General features: G+C 65.6%; 15 protein-coding genes. 5 read left to right on the top strand and 10 right to left on the bottom strand.

Annotation, left to right across the window (positions count from 1 at the left end):
* Position 1: 1 nt before the first annotated feature.
* Complete coding sequence (locus V9K97_RS10135) at positions 2–2278, top strand: glycoside hydrolase family 3 N-terminal domain-containing protein (RefSeq protein WP_337317828.1); 2277 nt, start codon at positions 2–4, stop codon at positions 2276–2278.
* Between the two features lie 90 nt (positions 2279–2368).
* On the opposite strand, the gene V9K97_RS10130 is transcribed toward V9K97_RS10135, so the two are convergent.
* The 8 genes from V9K97_RS10130 to urtA form a co-directional block, all read right to left on the bottom strand.
* Complete coding sequence (locus V9K97_RS10130; RefSeq protein WP_337298557.1) at positions 2369–2719, bottom strand: alpha/beta hydrolase; 351 nt, start codon at positions 2717–2719, stop codon at positions 2369–2371.
* Positions 2720–2878: 159 nt separating this feature from the next.
* Positions 2879–3223: an FmdB family zinc ribbon protein gene (locus V9K97_RS10125; RefSeq protein WP_258507096.1), complete on the bottom strand. Its 345-nt coding sequence runs from the start codon at positions 3221–3223 to the stop codon at positions 2879–2881.
* Positions 3224–3230: 7 nt separating this feature from the next.
* Complete coding sequence (gene fmdA, locus V9K97_RS10120; protein ID WP_258507103.1) at positions 3231–4463, bottom strand: formamidase; 1233 nt, start codon at positions 4461–4463, stop codon at positions 3231–3233.
* Between the two features lie 41 nt (positions 4464–4504).
* Positions 4505–5194 (bottom strand): urea ABC transporter ATP-binding subunit UrtE, encoded by a 690-nt coding sequence (gene urtE, locus V9K97_RS10115; RefSeq protein WP_337298560.1) that lies wholly within the window; start codon positions 5192–5194, stop codon positions 4505–4507.
* A 380-nt stretch (positions 5195–5574) separates the two neighbouring features.
* On the bottom strand, positions 5575–6318 hold the full coding sequence (gene urtD, locus V9K97_RS10110; RefSeq protein WP_157614443.1) for an urea ABC transporter ATP-binding protein UrtD: 744 nt from the start codon (positions 6316–6318) through the stop codon (positions 5575–5577).
* A gap of 14 nt (positions 6319–6332) precedes the next feature.
* Complete coding sequence (gene urtC, locus V9K97_RS10105) at positions 6333–7529, bottom strand: urea ABC transporter permease subunit UrtC (protein WP_337317893.1); 1197 nt, start codon at positions 7527–7529, stop codon at positions 6333–6335.
* A gap of 34 nt (positions 7530–7563) precedes the next feature.
* Positions 7564–8478: an urea ABC transporter permease subunit UrtB gene (gene urtB, locus V9K97_RS10100; RefSeq protein WP_126746926.1), complete on the bottom strand. Its 915-nt coding sequence runs from the start codon at positions 8476–8478 to the stop codon at positions 7564–7566.
* Between the two features lie 140 nt (positions 8479–8618).
* Positions 8619–9884 (bottom strand): urea ABC transporter substrate-binding protein, encoded by a 1266-nt coding sequence (urtA, locus tag V9K97_RS10095; RefSeq protein WP_337296421.1) that lies wholly within the window; start codon positions 9882–9884, stop codon positions 8619–8621.
* Positions 9885–10136: 252 nt separating this feature from the next.
* Between urtA and V9K97_RS10090 the strand changes: the two genes are divergently transcribed.
* Together V9K97_RS10090 and V9K97_RS10085 are read left to right on the top strand one after the other, a co-directional pair.
* Complete coding sequence (locus tag V9K97_RS10090) at positions 10137–13529, top strand: hybrid sensor histidine kinase/response regulator (protein ID WP_337317825.1); 3393 nt, start codon at positions 10137–10139, stop codon at positions 13527–13529.
* On the top strand, positions 13507–14412 hold the full coding sequence (locus V9K97_RS10085) for a response regulator transcription factor (protein ID WP_337317823.1): 906 nt from the start codon (positions 13507–13509) through the stop codon (positions 14410–14412). Before V9K97_RS10090 ends, V9K97_RS10085 begins: the two co-directional genes overlap by 23 nt.
* Before the next feature lie 47 nt (positions 14413–14459).
* Here the strand turns inward: V9K97_RS10085 and V9K97_RS10080 are convergent, their stop codons facing one another.
* A complete protein-coding gene (locus V9K97_RS10080) occupies positions 14460–14933 on the bottom strand; it encodes a hypothetical protein (RefSeq protein ID WP_337317821.1) in 474 nt (157 codons plus the stop codon).
* A gap of 203 nt (positions 14934–15136) precedes the next feature.
* Between V9K97_RS10080 and V9K97_RS10075 the strand changes: the two genes are divergently transcribed.
* Positions 15137–15955, top strand: coding sequence for a substrate-binding domain-containing protein (locus V9K97_RS10075; protein WP_337317820.1), 819 nt, complete (start codon positions 15137–15139; stop codon positions 15953–15955).
* 57 nt (positions 15956–16012) lie between these two features.
* A complete protein-coding gene (locus V9K97_RS10070) occupies positions 16013–16777 on the top strand; it encodes a transporter substrate-binding domain-containing protein (protein ID WP_337317818.1) in 765 nt (254 codons plus the stop codon).
* A gap of 324 nt (positions 16778–17101) precedes the next feature.
* Here the strand turns inward: V9K97_RS10070 and V9K97_RS10065 are convergent, their stop codons facing one another.
* Positions 17102–17512, bottom strand: a complete 411-nt coding sequence (locus tag V9K97_RS10065) for a hypothetical protein (protein ID WP_258507124.1) — start codon at positions 17510–17512, stop codon at positions 17102–17104.
* Positions 17513–17515: the final 3 nt, after the last annotated feature.

Raw genomic sequence — 17515 nt, 5'->3', positions numbered from 1 at the left:
CATGCACGTTCGAACCCCCGCCATGGCGGCCCTGCTGGGCCTGGCCTGTTTTCTTTCCTCCCCCGCCTCCCATGCCGCCCCGGCCACCACCGAGGGCCTGCAAGGCGTGGACGCTCGTATCGATTCGCTCGTCGCCCGCATGACGGTCGAGGAAAAAGTGGGCCAGCTCAGCCTCTACGGCCCCGCCGACACCAACATTCCCGGCAACCCGCAAGCTGGCCAGCGCAATGCGCAGCAAGAGATCGACGACGTGCGCGCCGGTCGGCTCACAGGCCTTTTCAACAACCAGGGACTGGAGCGCAAGCGCGTACTGCAAGAGGTGGCCGTGCGCGAATCGCGCCTGGGCATTCCGCTGCTCTACGGCGCCGACGTGATCCACGGCTTTCGCACCATCTTCCCCATGCCGCTGGCAGAGGCCGCCAGCTGGGAGCCCGAACTGGCCGAGCGCACCGCGCGCGCGGCGGCGGTGGAAGCCAGTGCCGACGGCTTCCGCTGGACCTTTGCGCCCATGGTGGACATTGCCCGCGATGCACGCTGGGGCCGCGGCATCGAGGGCGCGGGCGAAGACGTGTACCTGGCCAACCTGTTCGCGGCCGCGCGCGTGCGCGGCTTCCAGGGCAGCGACCTCTCGCGCGCCGATGCATTGCTGGCCACGCCCAAGCACTTTGCGGCCTACGGCGCCGCCGAGGGCGGGCTCGACTACGCAGCCACCGATATTTCCGAACGCACGCTGCGCCAGGTGTACCTGCCGCCATTCCGCGCCGCGCTGGACGCGGGCGCACTCTCGGTGATGAGCGCGTTCAACGAAATCTCCGGCATTCCGTCGATTGCCAATCCCGCGCTGCTGACGGGCGTGCTGCGCGACGAGTGGAAGTTCAAGGGCTTCGTGGTTTCAGACTACACCGCCGACGAGGAGCTGATTGCCCACGGCTACGCTGCCAACGGGCGGGAGGCAGCCAAGCAGTCGTTCCTGGCCGGCACCGATGTCAGCATGCAGAGCGGCCTCTACATGCGCTACCTGCCCGAGCTCGTGGCCTCGGGCGAAGTGCCGATGGCGCGACTGGACGATGCGGTGCGCCGCGTGCTGTGGGTCAAGCAGAAGCTCGGCCTGTTCGACCAGCCCTTTCGGGGACTCGACGGCCCACCGGCGCAGGCCCGCCCCGAAAACCCCGCGCACATTGCGCTGGCCCGCGAGGACGCGCGCCGTTCCATCGTGATGCTGAGAAACGAACGTGCAGTGCTGCCGCTGCCCAAGTCCGGCAAGAAGATTGCGCTGATCGGCCCCTTCGCCTCCGGCACGCAAGACCTGCTTGGCGCCTGGAGCCTGTTCCCGGGGCAATCGGCCCCCGTGGGCATCGAAGACGGCCTGCGTGCCGCGCTGCGCGACCCCGCAGCATTGACGGTGGTGCGCGGCTCGGGCATCGACTCGCCGCTGGCAGGCGGCATCGAGGCCGCGGTGGCGGCGGCACGCAATGCCGACGTGGTCGTGCTCGCCGTCGGCGAAGGTCAGCTCATGTCAGGCGAGGCCCGCTCGCGCACCGACATCGGCCTTCCCCAGGCGCAGCAAGAGTTGGCCGAAGCGGTGGCCGCAACCGGCAAGCCCGTGGTCGTGCTGCTGAGCAACGGCCGTGCGATGGCGTTGCGAGGCGCGGTGCGCAATGCCGACGCGATCTTGGTCACCTGGTTTCTGGGCGTGCAAACCGGGGCCGCCATTGCCGACGTGGTGTTCGGCGACTTCAATCCGTCGGGCCGGCTGCCGGTGAGCTTTCCGCAAACCTCGGGGCAGGTGCCCTTCTATTATGGCCAGAAGCGCACCGGCCGCCCGTTGCCCGACAACGACCAGGCCATGGCTTTCAAGACCCGGTACGTGGACACCACGAACCAGGCGCTCTATCCCTTCGGGTACGGCATCGGCTATGCACCGGTGCGCTACGACGGCGTTGAACTCAGCCGCGACAGGTTGCCGCTTGGCAGCACCCTGCGTGTGCGAGCGACCGTGACCAACACCGGCCAGCGCGAGGCCGAGGAAGTGGTACAGCTGTACACCGCCGAGCGCGCCGCAAGCGTGACGCGGCCCGTGCGCGAGCTCAAGAACTTTCGCAAGGTGCGCATCGAGCCCGGCGCATCGAAGGTGGTCGAGTTCACGCTCGGTGCGGAAGACCTGCAGTTCATCGGCCGCGACATGAAGCCGACCGTCGAACCCGGCGAGTTCGATCTGTGGGTCGCGCCTTCGGCGACCGGCGGCATACGAAAGAGCTTTGCGCTGACGCGGGAGTGATGGACGCCGTGCAGCCCAGCTTCTACAGCAACGGAAAACGGGCCCCGTCGAGGGCCCGTTCTTCATCGCACTGATCAGCGAGAGATCGGTTTACAGGCCAGCTTGGCGCGTGAACGACACGCTGGGCTTCTTGTAGGCTTGCGGCACTTCGTCGCGGTAGAAGGCGCGGCGGTCGAGGCTGGCCAGCGGGTCGTGTGCCTTGGCAACGGCTTCAGCCTGGATCACGGAGCGGTCGGCGGTCGAGGTGAAGGGTTGTGCGCCGGCGCTGGCGCCTTCGCTGTATTGGTTGCCGGCGCGAGCGGCGGCAACGGCTTGCGGCGCAACTTCGGAGCGCGAAACGCCCGAGTTCACGGTCAGCACGCCTTCATAGGTTTCTGCTTGGGCACCGGCAGCAGCCAGGAGCGAGAGAGCAGCGGCAGCGAGGATCTTCGAGGCATTCATTTCAATCTCCTAATGGGTTGGTTGGTGAGATGAAGTTTGATCCCGAACACCCATGAAAAAACGCCGCAAAACGAATCACGGCGTTCACGAGATTGAAACAATCCGGCAGATGCCAAGGCGTCACTGCCTCACCATCTGCTTCGCAGTCTTAGCGCAGGATTAGTGCGAAATCATCCACGGCCGCTTCGACGGCGCCGACTTCGCACCGTTGGGCGCCGTCACCGTCGCGCTGCGCCGCGACGACCCCGAGCAGCATCCGCAGCCCGCCGGATGCTTAAAGCGCGCGTAGTCGCGCGAGCTGCCGGGCTCATGCCTTGCACGCTCGTTGGTCTCCATGGCACGGCGCGTACCCGATGCCATCAACGCAAGCCGCGGTGCGGCCGAGAGCACGCGCGGCGACGCGCATCCGCAATCGGGGCAAGCGGCAGGCTCGTCGCGCTGGCCCGAGGGCCGCAGCGCCTCGAAGCCGCCGCATTGGCCGCAGGCGTAGTCGTAGGTAGGCATGGGCGCGTCAGACCAGGTCGTGCGAGAGCGGCATGTCGATGCTGCCGTCGATCATCTTCACCGGGCCCGCGGCATTCGGATTGATGTCGAAGTCGAAGATCTGCGTGGGCAGCCAGAGCGTGGCGCAAGAGTTGGGCACATCGACCACGCCGCTGATGTGGCCCTGCACGGGCGCGGTGCCCAAGATCGAATACGCCTGTGCGCCCGAGTAGCCGAATTTCTTCAGGTACTCGATGGCGTTGAGGCAGGCCTGGCGGTAAGCCACGTTCACGTCCAGGTAGTACTGCTTGCCGGCCTCGTCGACGGAGATGCCTTCGAAGATGAGGTAGTCGTTGTACTGCGGCGTGATCACGCTTGGCTTGAAGATCGGGTTCTTGATGCCGTACTTGGCCATGCCGCCCTTGATGAGCGTGACCTTCATGTGCACCCACCCGGCCATCTCAATCGCGCCGCAGAAGGTGATCTCGCCGTCGCCCTGGCTGAAGTGCAGGTCGCCCACGCTGAGGCCAGCGCCATCGACATACACAGGGAAGAAAACCTTGGAGCCGCGCGAAAGGTCCTTGATGTCGCAGTTGCCGCCGTGCTCGCGCGGCGGCACGGTGCGCGCACCTTCGGCCGCGGCCTTGGCGCGGGCCTCGCCGGTCATCTTGCCCATGTGGGCAGTGCCTGCGAACGGCGGGTTGGCAAGGCCGGGCACGCGGTCAGGGTCGGTGGCAATGAGCTTGCCTTCGCGCTCGTTCCACATGTCGAGCATGGGCTTGTCGGGCAGGCAGCCAATCAGGCCGGGATGGATGAGGCCGGCAAAGTTGACGCCCGGCACATGGCGGGAACTGGTGAACATGCCCTTGAAGTCCCAGATGGATTTCTGCGCTTCGGGAAAATGATCGGTTAAGAAGCCGCCGCCGTTCTTCTTCGAGAAGAAGCCGTTGAAGCCCCAGAGGCTGTCCTGCTTGGCACCGATGTCGAGCAGGTCGACCACCAGCAGGTCGCCAGGCTCTGCGCCCTTCACGCCCACAGGGCCCGAGAGGTAGTGCACGGTGCTCAGGTCGATGTCGCGCACGTCGTCGGCGCTGTCGTTGTTCTTGATGAAGCCACCGGTCCAGTCGAAGGTCTCGAGAATGAAGTCGTCGCCCGGGTTGACCCAGCAGGCCATCGGAATGTCCGGATGCCAGCGGTTGTGGATCATCTCGTTCTCGGTGGGCGGCTTGGTCAGGTCGACCTTGATCAGCGTGTCCGTCATTTGCAGTGGCTCCTGGTTGGGTTGTGGTTAAACGAAGAAGGTCATACGGAGAGGTAGGCCTTGATGTGATCGACATCGGTCTTGTCGCGCGCGGTCTCGTGCACAAGCCGGCCGCCCTCGATCACGAAGAGCCGGTCGGCCACATCCATCGCAAAGCTCAGCACCTGCTCGGACACGACGATGGTGATGCCGCGCAGCTTGCGGATCTCGTTGAGGGCCTTGGCGATGTCCTTGATGATCGAAGGCTGGATACCCTCTGTGGGCTCGTCGAGCAGCAAGACTTTGGGGTCGGTAACGAGGGCGCGCGCAATGGCAAGCTGCTGTTGCTGGCCGCCGGAGAGGTTTCCGCCCTTGCGGCGCTTCATGTCCCAGAGCACGGGGAACAGCGCGTAAATTTCTTCGGGAATGCGTCTGGTCTTCGAGTTCTCGAGGCCGGTCTGGATGTTCTCTTCGACGGTCAATGTCGGAAAGATCATGCGGCCCTGCGGCACGTAGGCAATGCCCTTGGCCACGCGCTTGAAGCTCTCGTCGCGCGACACGTCCTGCCCCGCCACTTCGATGCGGCCACTCTTCAGCGGCAGCACGCCCATGAGGCTCTTGAACAGCGTGGTCTTGCCCATGCCGTTGCGGCCCATGATGGCTATTGTTTCGTTGGCATGGCCTTCGAAGGAGATGCCGTGCAGGGCTTCGCTCTGGCCGTAGGCTACGTGCAGGTCATCGACCTTCAGCATGATGTTGCTCATGTCACTTCCTGGGGTGTTTGTTGTTGGCGCTGTTGTTGTTGGCGCTGTTGTTCAGGGCTTGTGCAAAGGCCACCGGGTACTCCCCTCCGCGAATGTCCCCCGGGGCTGCGCCCCTCCTCCTTTATTTCGCTGCGGGGAGCACCCGATGCCCTGTGCACCGGGGCACGCTCTGGGTGCACCGCCGATCAACGACCACTCTGAATCACGCACCCGCTGGCGGGGTGCCTTGCGCAGCGAAATAAAGGAGGAGGCCGCAGGCCGGGGGACATTCGCGGAGAAAGGTACCCCGTCGGCGGGTGCGCGCCCTGAACGGCAGCGCCCCGAACAAAGCACCAAACGCACAACGCGGCGAACAGAACAGCAAGCCATCAGTGCCCCAGATAAACGTCGATGACCTTCGGGTCCGCCTGCACCTTCTCCATAGGCCCCTCGGCCAGGATCTTTCCCTGGTGCATCACTGTGACCTTGTGCGCAATCTGCTTCACAAACGCCATGTCGTGCTCGATGACGATCACCGCGCGGTTCTGGCAAATGCGCTTGAGCAGGTCGGCCGTGAGTTCGCGCTCTCTCGCGCTCATGCCTGCAATGGGCTCGTCGAGCATCAGCAGTTCGGGTTCCTGCATCAGCAGCATGCCGATCTCCAGCCACTGCTTCTGGCCGTGGCTGAGCAGGCCCGCCTCGGTGCGCAGCTTGTCGGCAAGGCCGATGTCTTCGGCCACCGCCTGCACCTTGGCCTTGACCTCGTCATCGCACTTGAAGGCCAGCGCACCCAGCACCGAACGGCCCTTCGGGAAAGACACCTCCAGGTTCTGGAAGACGCTCAGGTTCTCGTAGATCGACGGCGTCTGGAACTTGCGGCCGATGCCCAGACGCACACGCTTGTGCTCGGCCATTTTTGTGAGCTCGGTGTTCTTGAACTTGATGCTGCCGCCGCTTGCCCGCGTCTTGCCGCAGATCAGGTCGAGCAGCGTGGTCTTGCCGGCGCCGTTGGGGCCGATGATCACGCGCAGTTCGTTCTTGTCGATGTAGAGCGTCAGGTCGTCGATGGCCTTGAAGCCGTCGAAGGAGACGGTGAGGTCTTCCACGGCGAGCGCGAAGTCGGTGTTGCTCATGTCATGGGCTCCGGTTAGGCGCGCTGGCTGCCGATGCCGTCTGGCAATGCCGGTTCGGTCTGCGGTGCGGAGGGTTGTGGTTGCGTGGGTAAGGTGGCGGCCGGCGGCTTTACTGCGGCTTCGCGCAACGCCTGGCGGCGCCCCTTCCACCAGGGCCTGATTTTTTCGTCCCACAGGCCGGCCAGGCCCATCGGAAAAGCCATCGTCACGCCGATGAAGAGACCGGCCATCAGGAACAGCCACAGGTCCGGAAAGCTTTCGGAGAACAGCGTCTTGCCCGCATTCACCAGGAGCGCGCCGTACACGGCACCCACCAGGCTCATGCGGCCGCCCACCGCGCAGAAGATCACCATCTCGATAGAGGGCACGATGCCCACGAAGCTCGGCGACATGAAGCCCACCTGCAGCGCGAACATTGCGCCTCCAATGCCCGAGAGCCCGGCCGCAAGGCAGAAGATGAAGACCTTGAAGTTCGACACGTCGTAGCCCGAGAAGCGCACCCGGTCTTCCTTGTCGCGCATGGCCAGCAGCAACGTGCCGAGCTTGCTGGTCTGGATCCAGCGGCACAGCACGATGCTGGCGACCAGCAGGCCCACGCACACGTAGTAGAGGATGTACTTGGCGCCGTCGGTGCGCGTGTCCCAGCCCAGCATCGTCTTCAGGTCGGTCATGCCGTTGACGCCGCCCGTGTAGCCCTGCTGGCCGATGATGAGCACGGTGCAGATCAGCGCCACCGCCTGCGTGATGATGGCAAAGTACACGCCGCCCACGCGGCGCTTGAACATCGCAAAGCTCACGAGCCAGGCCAGCGCCATCGGCGCCAGCACCACCAGCGCCAAGCTCAGGGGCAGGCTCTTGAACGGCAGCCACAGCATGGGCAGCTCGGTGATCTGGTTCCAGTCCATGAAGTCCGGAATGCCTGGCGTCGACTGGATCTTGGTCGTGATCGGGTCCGAGGCTTCGAGCTTCAAAAACATCGCCATCGCATAGCCGCCGATGCCGAAGAACACGCCCTGCCCCAGGCTGAGCACACCTCCGTAGCCCCACACCATCACAAGCCCCACGGCGACGAAGGCGTAGGTGAGGTACTTGCCCACGAGGTTCAGGCGAAAGATGTCGAGCGACAGCGGCAGCACCACCGCCAGCAGCAACACCAGCAGCAAGAGGCTGCCCAGCTGATAGCGCAGGATCGAGGCCTTGATGAAATTCATCATCGGAACGTTCTCCAGGAAGGAAGCGGGTTCATCAGCGGCGGACTTTCACGGCGAACAAGCCTTGCGGACGCATCATCAAGATGAGCACGATCAGCGAAAGCGTCAGCACCTTGGCCATCGAGCCGGTCATGAAGAATTCCGAGATCGATTGCGTCTGCGCAATGCCGAAGGCCGAGACCACCGTGCCCAACAGGCTGGCGGCGCCGCCGAAAGTGACGACCAGGAAGGCATCGACGATGTAGAGCGAGCCCGAGGTCGGCCCCGTCGAGCCGATGGTGGTGAAGGCCGCGCCCGCCATGCCCGCAATGCCGCAGCCGATGGCGAAGGTCAGGCGGTCGGTCTTCATGGTGTCGATGCCGGTCGCGTTGGCCATGGTGCGGTTGGCCACGGTGGCGCGCACGCGCAGGCCCCAGCGGCTCTTGTGCAGCGCGACGAGCACACCGCCCGTGACCAGCGCGGTGAGCGCCAGCACAAAGAGTCCGTTGATCGGAATGTCGAGGCCTTCATGCGGCGTCCACGAGCCCATGAGCCACTCGGGCAGCGTGGGGCTCACTTCCTTCGGGCCGATGAAGGTGCGAAAGAGCTGCTGCAGCCCCAGGCTCACGCCCCAGGTGGCGAGCAGCGTGTCGAGCGGGCGCTTGTAGAGGTGCCGAATGAGCACCCACTCCACGATCCATCCGACGATGAAGGCGAACACGAAGGCCAGGCCGATCGCGATCGGAAAGTAGTACGGCATGAAAGCCGGCGCCAGGCTTTCGGTGACGCGCGCGGCCAGGTAGATCGAATAGGCGCCGATGGTCATGAACTCGCCATGCGCCATGTTGATGACGCCCATCTGGCCGAAGATGATCGCGAGCCCCAGGCCCATGAGCAGCAGCACCGCGAAGAGGCTCAGCCCCGCGAAGCCCTGCATGAGGCCGATGTTCATCATGTCCGACAGAGTCATGAAGGATTCCTGTGTTGGCTGTTGGCTCCTTCCCCCTCTGGGGGAAGGTTGGGATGGGGGCAGGCAGGGCGTGCCCAGTGGCAACGCCGCTTGCCCCCACCCCTGCCCTCCCCCAGCGGGGGAGGGAGAAAGGCAAAGACTTACTGATAGCCCTTCGGAAACGGATCCGGCTTGATCAGCTCGCTCGACTCCGCCACCACCTTGAACGTCCCGTCCAGCTGCCCCTGCCCGATGCGTGCCTTGCTCCACAGGTGGTGGTTCGCGTCCAGCTTCACGTAGCCTTCGGGCGCGGTCTTCAGTTCGATGCCCGGCGAGCTGGCCACGACCTTGTCCACGTCGAAGCTGCCGGCCTTTTCCACAGCCGCTTTCCAGAGCCACGGCCCCAGGTAGCCCGCCTGGGTAACGTCGCCGATCACCGCGTCCTTGCCGTACTTGCCCTTGAAGGCCTCCACGAACTTCTTGTTGTTCGGGTTGTCCAGCGACTGGAAGTACTTCATCGACGAATAGAAGCCAGCGAAGTTTTCGCCGCCTACGCCGGTCATCTCGTCTTCGGTGACGGCCAGCGTCAGCAAGAACTGCTTGTCGCCCGTGATGCCCGCGGCCTTGAGCTGCTTGTAGAAGGCCACGTTCGAGCCGCCCACCACCGCCGCGAAGATGCAGTCGGGCTTGGCGACCTTGATCTTGTTGATCAGCGAATTGAAGTTGGTGTGGCCCAGCGGGTAGTACTCCTCGCCCTTGACCGACCCCTTCTGGAAGTTCTCGATGTGCTTGCGCGCGATCTTCATCGAGGTGCGCGGCCAGATGTAGTCGGAGCCGACGAGGAAGAAGGTCTTGGCCTTCTTCTCCTTCGCGCCCCAGTCCAGGCCCCAGATGATCTGCTGCGTGGCTTCCTGGCCCGTGTAGATCACGTTCTTGCTCTGCTCCAGGCCTTCGTAGAAGGTCGGGTAGTACAAGAGGCCGTTCTCTTTTTCGAACACCGGCAGCACGGCCTTGCGCGAGGCGCTGGTCCAGCAGCCGAAGACGGCGGCGCAGTGGTCGTTGACCAAGAGCTTCTTCGACTTTTCGGCAAACGTCGGCCAGTCGGAAGCACCGTCTTCCTTGATGACCTTGATCTTGCGGCCGAGGATGCCGCCCATCGCGTTGATCTGGTCGATGGCGAGCTGCTCGGCCTGGATGGAGCCGGTCTCCGAAATGGCCATGGTGCCGGACGACGAGTGCAGCTGGCCCACCGTCACTTCGGTGTCGGTCACCGCGAGCTTGGTGGTGTTGACCTTGGCGGTGGGGAACTGCGACTGGCCGAAGCTCAGGCCGCTCAGGCCCATCACGGGCAGCGCGGCGGCGCCCTGCAGCAAACGGCGGCGGCGCAATGCCAGGGCATCGAGAGAAGGATCGGAATCACGCGACATCAGGAACTCCAGGCGGGTTGAAAAATGAACTGGCCGCGCACCATCACAGTGCATCGGACGGTGCCTCGAGCACCATGGCTGGTACTTTAGAAATCACTTGCGCCGCCGCGAATACGTCATTCAACGTAGCGGCCACGAGCCCCCGGGCCTGCAGACTTGCAAGCCGCGCAAAGGGTGCAACGCACGCAGGGAGCGCTTCTTGCTCTGCTGCCTTCCATGCCGCCGCCCTCGCCCTTGCCGCAAGACCCCACCATGCAACCCGTCACCGGCCAGAAGATCTTTCGCATCCGCCGCGACTACAACGCGTGGGTGGCGAACGAAACGCTGGAGGACTACGCGCTGCGCTACACGCCGCGCAGCTTTCGCAAATGGTCGGAGTTCCGCGTTGCCAATGCGGCCTTCGGCGCCACCTCGTTCCTGGCGCTGGAAGCCATTGGCGGGGCCATCGCACTGAACTACGGTTTCTCGAACGCGCTGTGGGCCATCCTGGTGGTGGGGCTTATCACCTTTCTCACGGGCCTGCCGATTTCGTACTACGCGGCCAAGCACGGCGTGGACATGGACCTGCTCACGCGCGGCGCGGGCTTCGGCTACCTGGGCTCCACCCTCACCTCGCTGATCTACGCGAGCTTTACCTTCATCTTCTTCGCGCTGGAGGCGGCCATCCTCGCGCTGGCGCTGCAGCTGTACCTCGACTGGCCGCTGCCGCTGCTCTACCTGCTCTCGTCGATCGTGATCGTGCCGCTGGTCATGCGCGGCATCACGCTCATCTCGGGCCTGCAGCTATGGACGCAGCCGATCTGGATCGTGCTGTTCGTCTGCCCCTTCATCGCGGTACTGGTGAAAAAGCCCGAGCTGTATGCCGACTTCACCGGCCTGGTGGGCCGCACCTCCGACAGCAGCGGCTTCGACCCGCTGATGTTCGGCGCCGCCGCCACCGTGGCGTTCTCGCTGGTGGTGCAGATCGGCGAGCAGGTCGACTACCTGCGCTTTCTGCCCGAGAAAACGGCCGCCAACCGGGGCCGCTGGTGGGCCGCGGTGCTGGTGGCGGGGCCGGGCTGGATCGTGCCGGGCATGCTCAAGATGATGGGCGGCGCTTTCCTGGCTTTTCTGGCGCTGCAGCACGAGATTCCGGGCAAGCACGCCATCGAGCCCACGCTGATGTACCTCACGGGCTTTTCGTACGTGCTGCGCGACCCGGCCTGGGTGCTGGCAATCACCACGCTGTTCGTGGTGGTGTCGCAGATGAAGATCAACCTCACCAATGCCTATGCGGGCTCGCTGGCGTGGTCGAACTTCTTCGCGCGGCTGACGCACAGCCACCCGGGGCGCGTGGTGTGGCTGGTGTTCAACGTGGTCATCGCCATTCTGCTGATGACGTTGGGCGTGTTCGCGGCGCTGGAGCACGTGCTGGGCTTCTACAGCAACATCGCCATCGCATGGGTCGGTGCACTGGTGGCCGATCTGGTCATCAACAAACCGCTGGGCTGGAGCCCTCGCACCATCGAGTTCAAGCGCGCGCACCTGTACGACATCAACCCGGTCGGCCTGGGTGCGATGCTAGTGGCTGCCACGCTCGCCATGCTGGCCTACTCCGGCGTGCTGGGCCAGTGGGCCCGCGCGTTCTCCCCCTTCATCGCGCTGGCAACGGCGCTGGTCGTTTCACCGCTGCTCGCCTGGCGCACGCGCGGGCGCTACTACCTGGCGCGCACCGACATCCGACGCTGGACACCGGGGCAGATGGTCAAGTGCTCGGTGTGCGACAACAGCTTCGAGTCCGAAGACATGGCGCATTGCCCCGCCTACAGCGCACCGATCTGTTCACTGTGCTGCACGCTCGAATCGCGCTGCCACGACCGTTGCAAGACCGACTCGCGCGCGGCCGAGCAGATGAGCGGCTGGCTCAAGGCGCTGCTGCCGCCGGCGCTGTCGGGCCGGCTCAACTTTCGCGTGGCGCACTACCTGATGGTGGCAACCTCGCTGGTGGCGCTGCTGGCCACGGTGATGGGCGTGGTGTATGCGCAAGAAACCATCACGGGCTCCGATGCCATGGACCCCGCCTTGCGCAGCGCCTTTCTCAAGGTGTTTGCGCTGCTCTCGCTGGTGGCGGCGGTGGCCGCGTGGTGGATCGTGCTGGGCAGCGAGAGCCGGCAAATGGCGCAAGAAGAATCGAACCGCCACAACCACCTGCTCACCGTCGAGATCGAGGCGCACCAGCGCACCGATGCCGCGCTACAGACCGCCAAGGAAGCCGCCGAGGCGGCCAACCAGGCCAAGACCCGCTACGTGGCCGGCATGACGCATGAACTGCGAACGCCGCTCAACAGCATCCTGGGCTACTCGCAGATCCTGCTCAAGGGCGAGGCCGTGGCGCCGCCGCGCGAAGCGGTGCAAACCATCCAGCGCAGCGGCGAGCACATGCTGGGCCTGATTGACGGGCTGCTCGACCTGGCGCGCATCGAGGCGGGCCGCCTGCAGCTGGAGCCCGCGCCGCTCGCGCTGCCCGCCTTCCTGGACGAGGTGGTGCACATGGTGCGGCCGCAGGCCGAGAACAAGGGCCTGGCCTTCGTGTACACCCACAGCGGCCGGCTGCCGCCCTGGGTGCATGCCGACGTCAAGCGGCTGCGGCAGATTCTCATCAACCTGCTGGCCAATGCGGTGCGCTTTACCGACAGCGGCACGGTCACGCTGCATGTGGATGCACGGCGCGAAGTGCTGCGCTTCGACGTGGTCGACACCGGCATCGGCGTGGCGCCGCAGGACCACCAGCGCATCTTCCTGCCGTTCGAACGCGGGGCCGCGGGGCGCCGGCGCGGCGAGCCGGGCACGGGCCTTGGCCTCACCATCACCGGCCTTCTTACGTCCCTGATGGGCGGCGAACTGGCCCTTGCCGCCACCTCGCCCGCGGGCAGCACCTTCAGCGTGCGGGTGTACCTGCGCGAAGTGGCCGACCCCGGCCCGCAGGCAAAGGCCGGCGCATTGCGGCGGCTGGTGTCGGGCTACATCGGCGAGCGCCGCACGCTGCTGGTGGTCGACGACCAGCCGGTGCAGCGGCAGATGTTGGCCGGCATGCTGGTGCCGCTGGGCTTCGAGGTGCGCGAGGCCGCGAGCGGCACCGAGTGCCTCGACAGCCTGCGCGAAAACCTGCCCAGCGCGATTCTCCTGGACCTCACCATGGACGACATGGACGGCTGGCAGACCGCGGCGCTGGTGCGCGCCTCGGGCTTCGACCGCATTCCGATCATCATCGTCTCGGCCAACATGTTCGAGAACCAGAGCGAGCTGCTGCGCGCCGCGGGCTGCCAGGCCTTCGTGGGCAAGCCGGTCATCGAATCGGAGCTGATTGCCACGCTGGAGCGCCACCTCGGACTGGAATGGCTGGCGCTCAACGACGCCATGCCGCCGACGGTCGATGTTTCGGTGCGGCCCGATCAGCTGGCCCTTTCCGAAGACGACCGTGCCGAACTGATGCGGCTGGTGCAGATGGGCCACGTGCGCGGGCTGCACCAGGTGCTCGACCGGCTCGCCGCGGCGTCTCCGCCGGCCGCCGTGACCTGCACCTGGCTGCGCGGCATGGTCACGCGTTTCGATCTCGACAATCTCCGCAAGGCACTCGCAGAAGATGCAAACACCCTCGCCCCTTGAAGCCGAACGCCCCGTGGTGCTGGTGGTGGACGACGCCCCCAGCAGCCTGGGCATGCTGTGCGACACGCTCGAGTCGAGCGGCTACACCGTGCTGGTTGCCGCCGATGGCGAGGCCGCGCTGCAGCGCCTGGAACTGGTGGTGCCCGACGCCATCCTGCTCGACGGCATGATGCCCGGCCTTTCGGGCTTCGAGACCTGCCGGCGCATCAAGGCCAATGCGGCGCTCGCGCACATTCCCGTGCTGTTCATGACGGGGCTTTCGGAAACGGCGCATGTGGTCGAAGGCTTCGAGTGCGGCGGAGTCGACTACGTGGTGAAACCCATTCGCGCGCAGGAAGTGCTCGCGCGGCTGCACACGCATACGCGCAATGCACGCATCACGCGCATGGCGCGCGACGCTGTCGACGTGGCCGGCATGGGCGTGGTCTTTGTCGATGCGCACGGTCGCGTCGCGTGGCGCTCGCCCCAGGCCGCGCTATGGCTGCACGCGATGGATGCGCCGCCGGCACCGGGCCTGCTTCCCGCTTCGCTGAACCCGGTTCTTGTGCCCAGCGCCGCAATAACCGTCATGACCGCGGCCGGCACGCGGCTGTCGGTGCGCAACCTGGGCGCCGCGGCGCTCGGCGAAACAATGCTTCTCTTTGCCGTGCAGCGCGAAGGTGCCGGCGGTGCGCCTTCGGCGCGCCTTGCCGAAGCGGCCCTGACGCCGCGAGAGACCGAGGTGCTGTCGTGGCTTGCGAAGGGCAAGACCAACCGCGACATCGGCGAAATCCTCGGCACCAGCCCGCGCACGGTCAACAAGCACCTCGAGCACATCTTCGAGAAGCTTGGCGTCGAGACGCGCGCCGCCGCTGCGGCGTTGGCGAGCGGGCAGCTCGCTTGAAAAAGGCCGGCAGCGCCATCGCATTGCCGGCCCCTGTTTGCAGCAGGCTACCTCTTGGGCGCCGGCGTTGCGGGCACCGCAGGCGTCGTGGTGGTGCTGCCCGACTTGGAAGCCGGCACGGCCGGTGTCGCGGGCGTCGCGGACATCGTCGATGACGTAGACGAAGAAGACTGCGGCGACGGCGTAGCCGGTGTTGCAGGCGTGGCCGGCGTGGTGGCTGTTGTGCCGGTGCCCGGAGTGGCAGGCGTTGCGGGTGTCGCGGGCGTTGCGGCATTGGCCGATGCATTGGAGCCGCTGGTCGCGCCTGCGCCGTTGCCGTTCGCACCTGCGGCCGCGCCTACGCCGGCACTGCCGCCGCCGCTTCCGCTGCCACCGCCCGAACCTCCGCCACCGCCGCCGCCACCACCCCCGCCGCCGCCACCACCCCCGCCGCCGCCGCCCGCAGCCAAGGCAAGCGGTGCGACGCAGGCGCCCATGACGATTGCCACCAGGGCCGGTGTAATACGTTGTTTCAGCTTCATCGCAATCTCCTTGTTGATGCTTCGACAAGGCCAAGCTAGACGAGGCTGAAAGCCGCTCATGTAGTCAAAAGTCATCATGGCGGGCCGGTCCAGTCGGTCGAAGCCGCCGGCCAGGCGCCCACCTCGGTACTTACCCCGAAGGTGCTGAAGGCTGATTGACAGCCTTGCTGCCTACGATGAACCTGAACCACTCAGGAGACACCATGAAGACCCAGCCTTTCTCGTTGAATCGCCTGACCCGCCGCACTGCCCTGCTGGCGGCTGCGGCCGTTCTTGCCGGATGCGGCAGCCTCGGCGGCCAGGCACCCGCCGGCGGCGACATCCACGTGATGACCTCGGGCGGCTTCACGGCCGCGTACAACGACCTTCGCCCGGGCTTCGAGCGCAGCAGCGGCCGCACGGTCAAGACCGCGTATGGCGCCTCCATGGGCAACGCGGAAGATTCGATTCCGAGCCGGCTCTCGCGCAACGAACCGGCCGACGTGGTGATCCTCGCGCGGCCCGCGCTCGACGCGCTGGTGGCGCAAGGCAAGGTGGTGCCGGGGAGCCAGGTCGACCTGGTGCGCTCGTCCATCGGCTTTGCGGTGCGCAAGGGTGCGCCCAAGCCCGACATCTCGACCGTGGACGCGCTCAAGCGCACGCTGCTGGCGGCACCTTCCATCGCCTACTCGGCCAGTGCAAGCGGCACCTACTACGAGACGGAGCTGCTCAAGAAGCTCGGCATCGAAGACCAGGTCAAGCCCAAGAGCAAGCGCATCCTGAGCGAGCGCGTGGGCACCGTGGTGGCACGCGGCGATGCGGCGCTGGGCTTGCAGCAGGTGAGCGAGCTGCTCCCCATCGAGGGCATCGACTACATCGGCCCGCTGCCCGCGGAGGTTCAGCGCGTCACGGTGTTCTCGGCCGGCGTGGCCACGGCATCGAAGCAGCCCGATGCGGCACGCCAGCTCATTCGCTACCTCAACGCGCCCGCGGCAGCGCCGACCATCGCAAAGACCGGACTGGAGCCGATAACGGCACGCTGACGCATCGAAGCGGGTCAGTAAACTGGCGTACATCATCTTCCTGCAACGATGGACGCCATGACCCAGCCGCAACACGCCATTGCACCCGCTCTTGTTTCCGCCTTCGCGCCCGGCGGCACGCTGCGCGCGTCAATCAACCTGGGCAACCCGATTCTTGCGAACAAGGACGCGGCTACGGGCGAACCGGTGGGCGTCTCGATCGATCTCGCACGCGAGTTCGCACGGCGGCTTGGCGTGGGCGTGGAGCTCGTGGTGTTCGAAAAGGCGGCGGCGTCGGTCGATGCGGTGAAGAACGAGAAGGCCGACATCGGCTTCTTCGCCATCGACCCGGCGCGCAGCGAAGGGTTGTTCTTCACCGCGCCCTATGTGCTGATCGAAGGCAGCTACCTCGTGCGCGAATCGTCGAAGCTCACCGGCAATGAGCAAGTCGATCGCGCGGGTCATCGCATTTCGGTCGGTGCGGGCAGCGCCTATGACCTGTTCCTCACGCGCGAGATCAAAGAGGCCGAGATCGTCCGGCTCCAGGGCGCGGCCGCCGCGTTGGCGGCACTGCGCTCGGGTGCGGTCGAAGTGGCGGCCGGCATTCGCCAGCTGCTCGAAGGCGAGGCACAGCGCGAACCAGGCGTGCGCGTGCTGCCCGGCCGCTTCATGGTGATCCAGCAGGCCATGGGCACGCCCGAGATCCGCGGTGCCGAGGCGCAGGCGCTGCTGGCGGCTTTTGTCGAGGAGATGAAGGCCAGCAGCTTTGTCGCCGATGCACTGGCGCGCCATCGCATCGAAGGTGCGATCGTGGCGCCTGCCTCCACTGGAGCGGCTCTGTAGTTTTTTTAGCGCTGTTGTTCAGGGCTTGTGCAAAGGCCACCGGGTACTCCCCTCCGCGAATGTCCCCCGGCCTTCGGCCTCCTCCTTTATTTCGCTGCGCGGAGCACCCGATGCCCTGTGCACTGGGACGCGCCCGTGGTGTACCGCTGATCAACGACCGCTCCTTACAACGCACCCGCTGGCGGGGTGCCTTGCGCAGCGAAATAAAGGAGGAGGCCGCAGGCCGGGGGACATTCGCGGAGAAAGGTACCCCGTCGGCGGGTGCCCGCCCTGAATGAACCCGAACCCGCGCCCTCTCCCTTCAACGCAAGCGCAAGCGCCGCATTACAGCTTGTACGCCTCCACCGGCCCCTGCGAATAGAACAGGAAATAGCCTGTCTCGGTCTTGAAGCTGTTCTTCTGCCACCCCGGCGGCACCTTGAAGATGGCAAGCTGGTCGCTCGACACGCCGACGAAGGCGGTGTTCTCGGTGTCGGTGGTGATCCTGCGCCAGGCCTCGCGCGTCACCGGCTGCATCTGCATCTTGGGTTCGCTCCACTCGGGCGTTCGAACCTTGTCGCGCATGATGTAGCGGCCGCCCTGCCGCTCGATCTTCACCAGCTCTTTCAGCGCGCCGTTCTTCTTCACGGCATAGACGCCGACCAGCTCCGCCTCCGGTCCACCGCCCGCGCCGCAGCCTGACAACAACAGCAGTGCAGACACGCCGACCGCAAGGTAGCTTAATGTTCTCTTCATGGC

The sequence above is a fragment of the Variovorax sp. CCNWLW186 genome (assembly GCF_037203865.1).
Lineage (GTDB): Bacteria > Pseudomonadota > Gammaproteobacteria > Burkholderiales > Burkholderiaceae_C > Variovorax.
The sequence above is the reverse complement of the archived record's forward strand: the minus strand, read 5'-3'. Positions and strand labels throughout refer to the sequence as shown.

What these genes read in the sequence shown, in the direction of transcription:
- V9K97_RS10135 (WP_337317828.1), top strand. Translation starts at nt 2, where the DNA reads ATGCACGTTCGAACCCCCGCCATGGCGGCCCTGCTGGGCCTGGCCTGT.
- V9K97_RS10130 (WP_337298557.1), bottom strand. Translation starts at nt 2,719, where the DNA reads ATGAATGCCTCGAAGATCCTCGCTGCCGCTGCTCTCTCGCTCCTGGCT.
- V9K97_RS10125 (WP_258507096.1), bottom strand. Translation starts at nt 3,223, where the DNA reads ATGCCTACCTACGACTACGCCTGCGGCCAATGCGGCGGCTTCGAGGCG.
- fmdA (WP_258507103.1), bottom strand. Translation starts at nt 4,463, where the DNA reads ATGACGGACACGCTGATCAAGGTCGACCTGACCAAGCCGCCCACCGAG.
- urtE (WP_337298560.1), bottom strand. Translation starts at nt 5,194, where the DNA reads ATGCTGAAGGTCGATGACCTGCACGTAGCCTACGGCCAGAGCGAAGCC.
- urtD (WP_157614443.1), bottom strand. Translation starts at nt 6,318, where the DNA reads ATGAGCAACACCGACTTCGCGCTCGCCGTGGAAGACCTCACCGTCTCC.
- urtC (WP_337317893.1), bottom strand. Translation starts at nt 7,529, where the DNA reads ATGAATTTCATCAAGGCCTCGATCCTGCGCTATCAGCTGGGCAGCCTC.
- urtB (WP_126746926.1), bottom strand. Translation starts at nt 8,478, where the DNA reads ATGACTCTGTCGGACATGATGAACATCGGCCTCATGCAGGGCTTCGCG.
- urtA (WP_337296421.1), bottom strand. Translation starts at nt 9,884, where the DNA reads ATGTCGCGTGATTCCGATCCTTCTCTCGATGCCCTGGCATTGCGCCGC.
- V9K97_RS10090 (WP_337317825.1), top strand. Translation starts at nt 10,137, where the DNA reads ATGCAACCCGTCACCGGCCAGAAGATCTTTCGCATCCGCCGCGACTAC.
- V9K97_RS10085 (WP_337317823.1), top strand. Translation starts at nt 13,507, where the DNA reads ATGCAAACACCCTCGCCCCTTGAAGCCGAACGCCCCGTGGTGCTGGTG.
- V9K97_RS10080 (WP_337317821.1), bottom strand. Translation starts at nt 14,933, where the DNA reads ATGAAGCTGAAACAACGTATTACACCGGCCCTGGTGGCAATCGTCATG.
- V9K97_RS10075 (WP_337317820.1), top strand. Translation starts at nt 15,137, where the DNA reads ATGAAGACCCAGCCTTTCTCGTTGAATCGCCTGACCCGCCGCACTGCC.
- V9K97_RS10070 (WP_337317818.1), top strand. Translation starts at nt 16,013, where the DNA reads ATGACCCAGCCGCAACACGCCATTGCACCCGCTCTTGTTTCCGCCTTC.
- V9K97_RS10065 (WP_258507124.1), bottom strand. Translation starts at nt 17,512, where the DNA reads ATGAAGAGAACATTAAGCTACCTTGCGGTCGGCGTGTCTGCACTGCTG.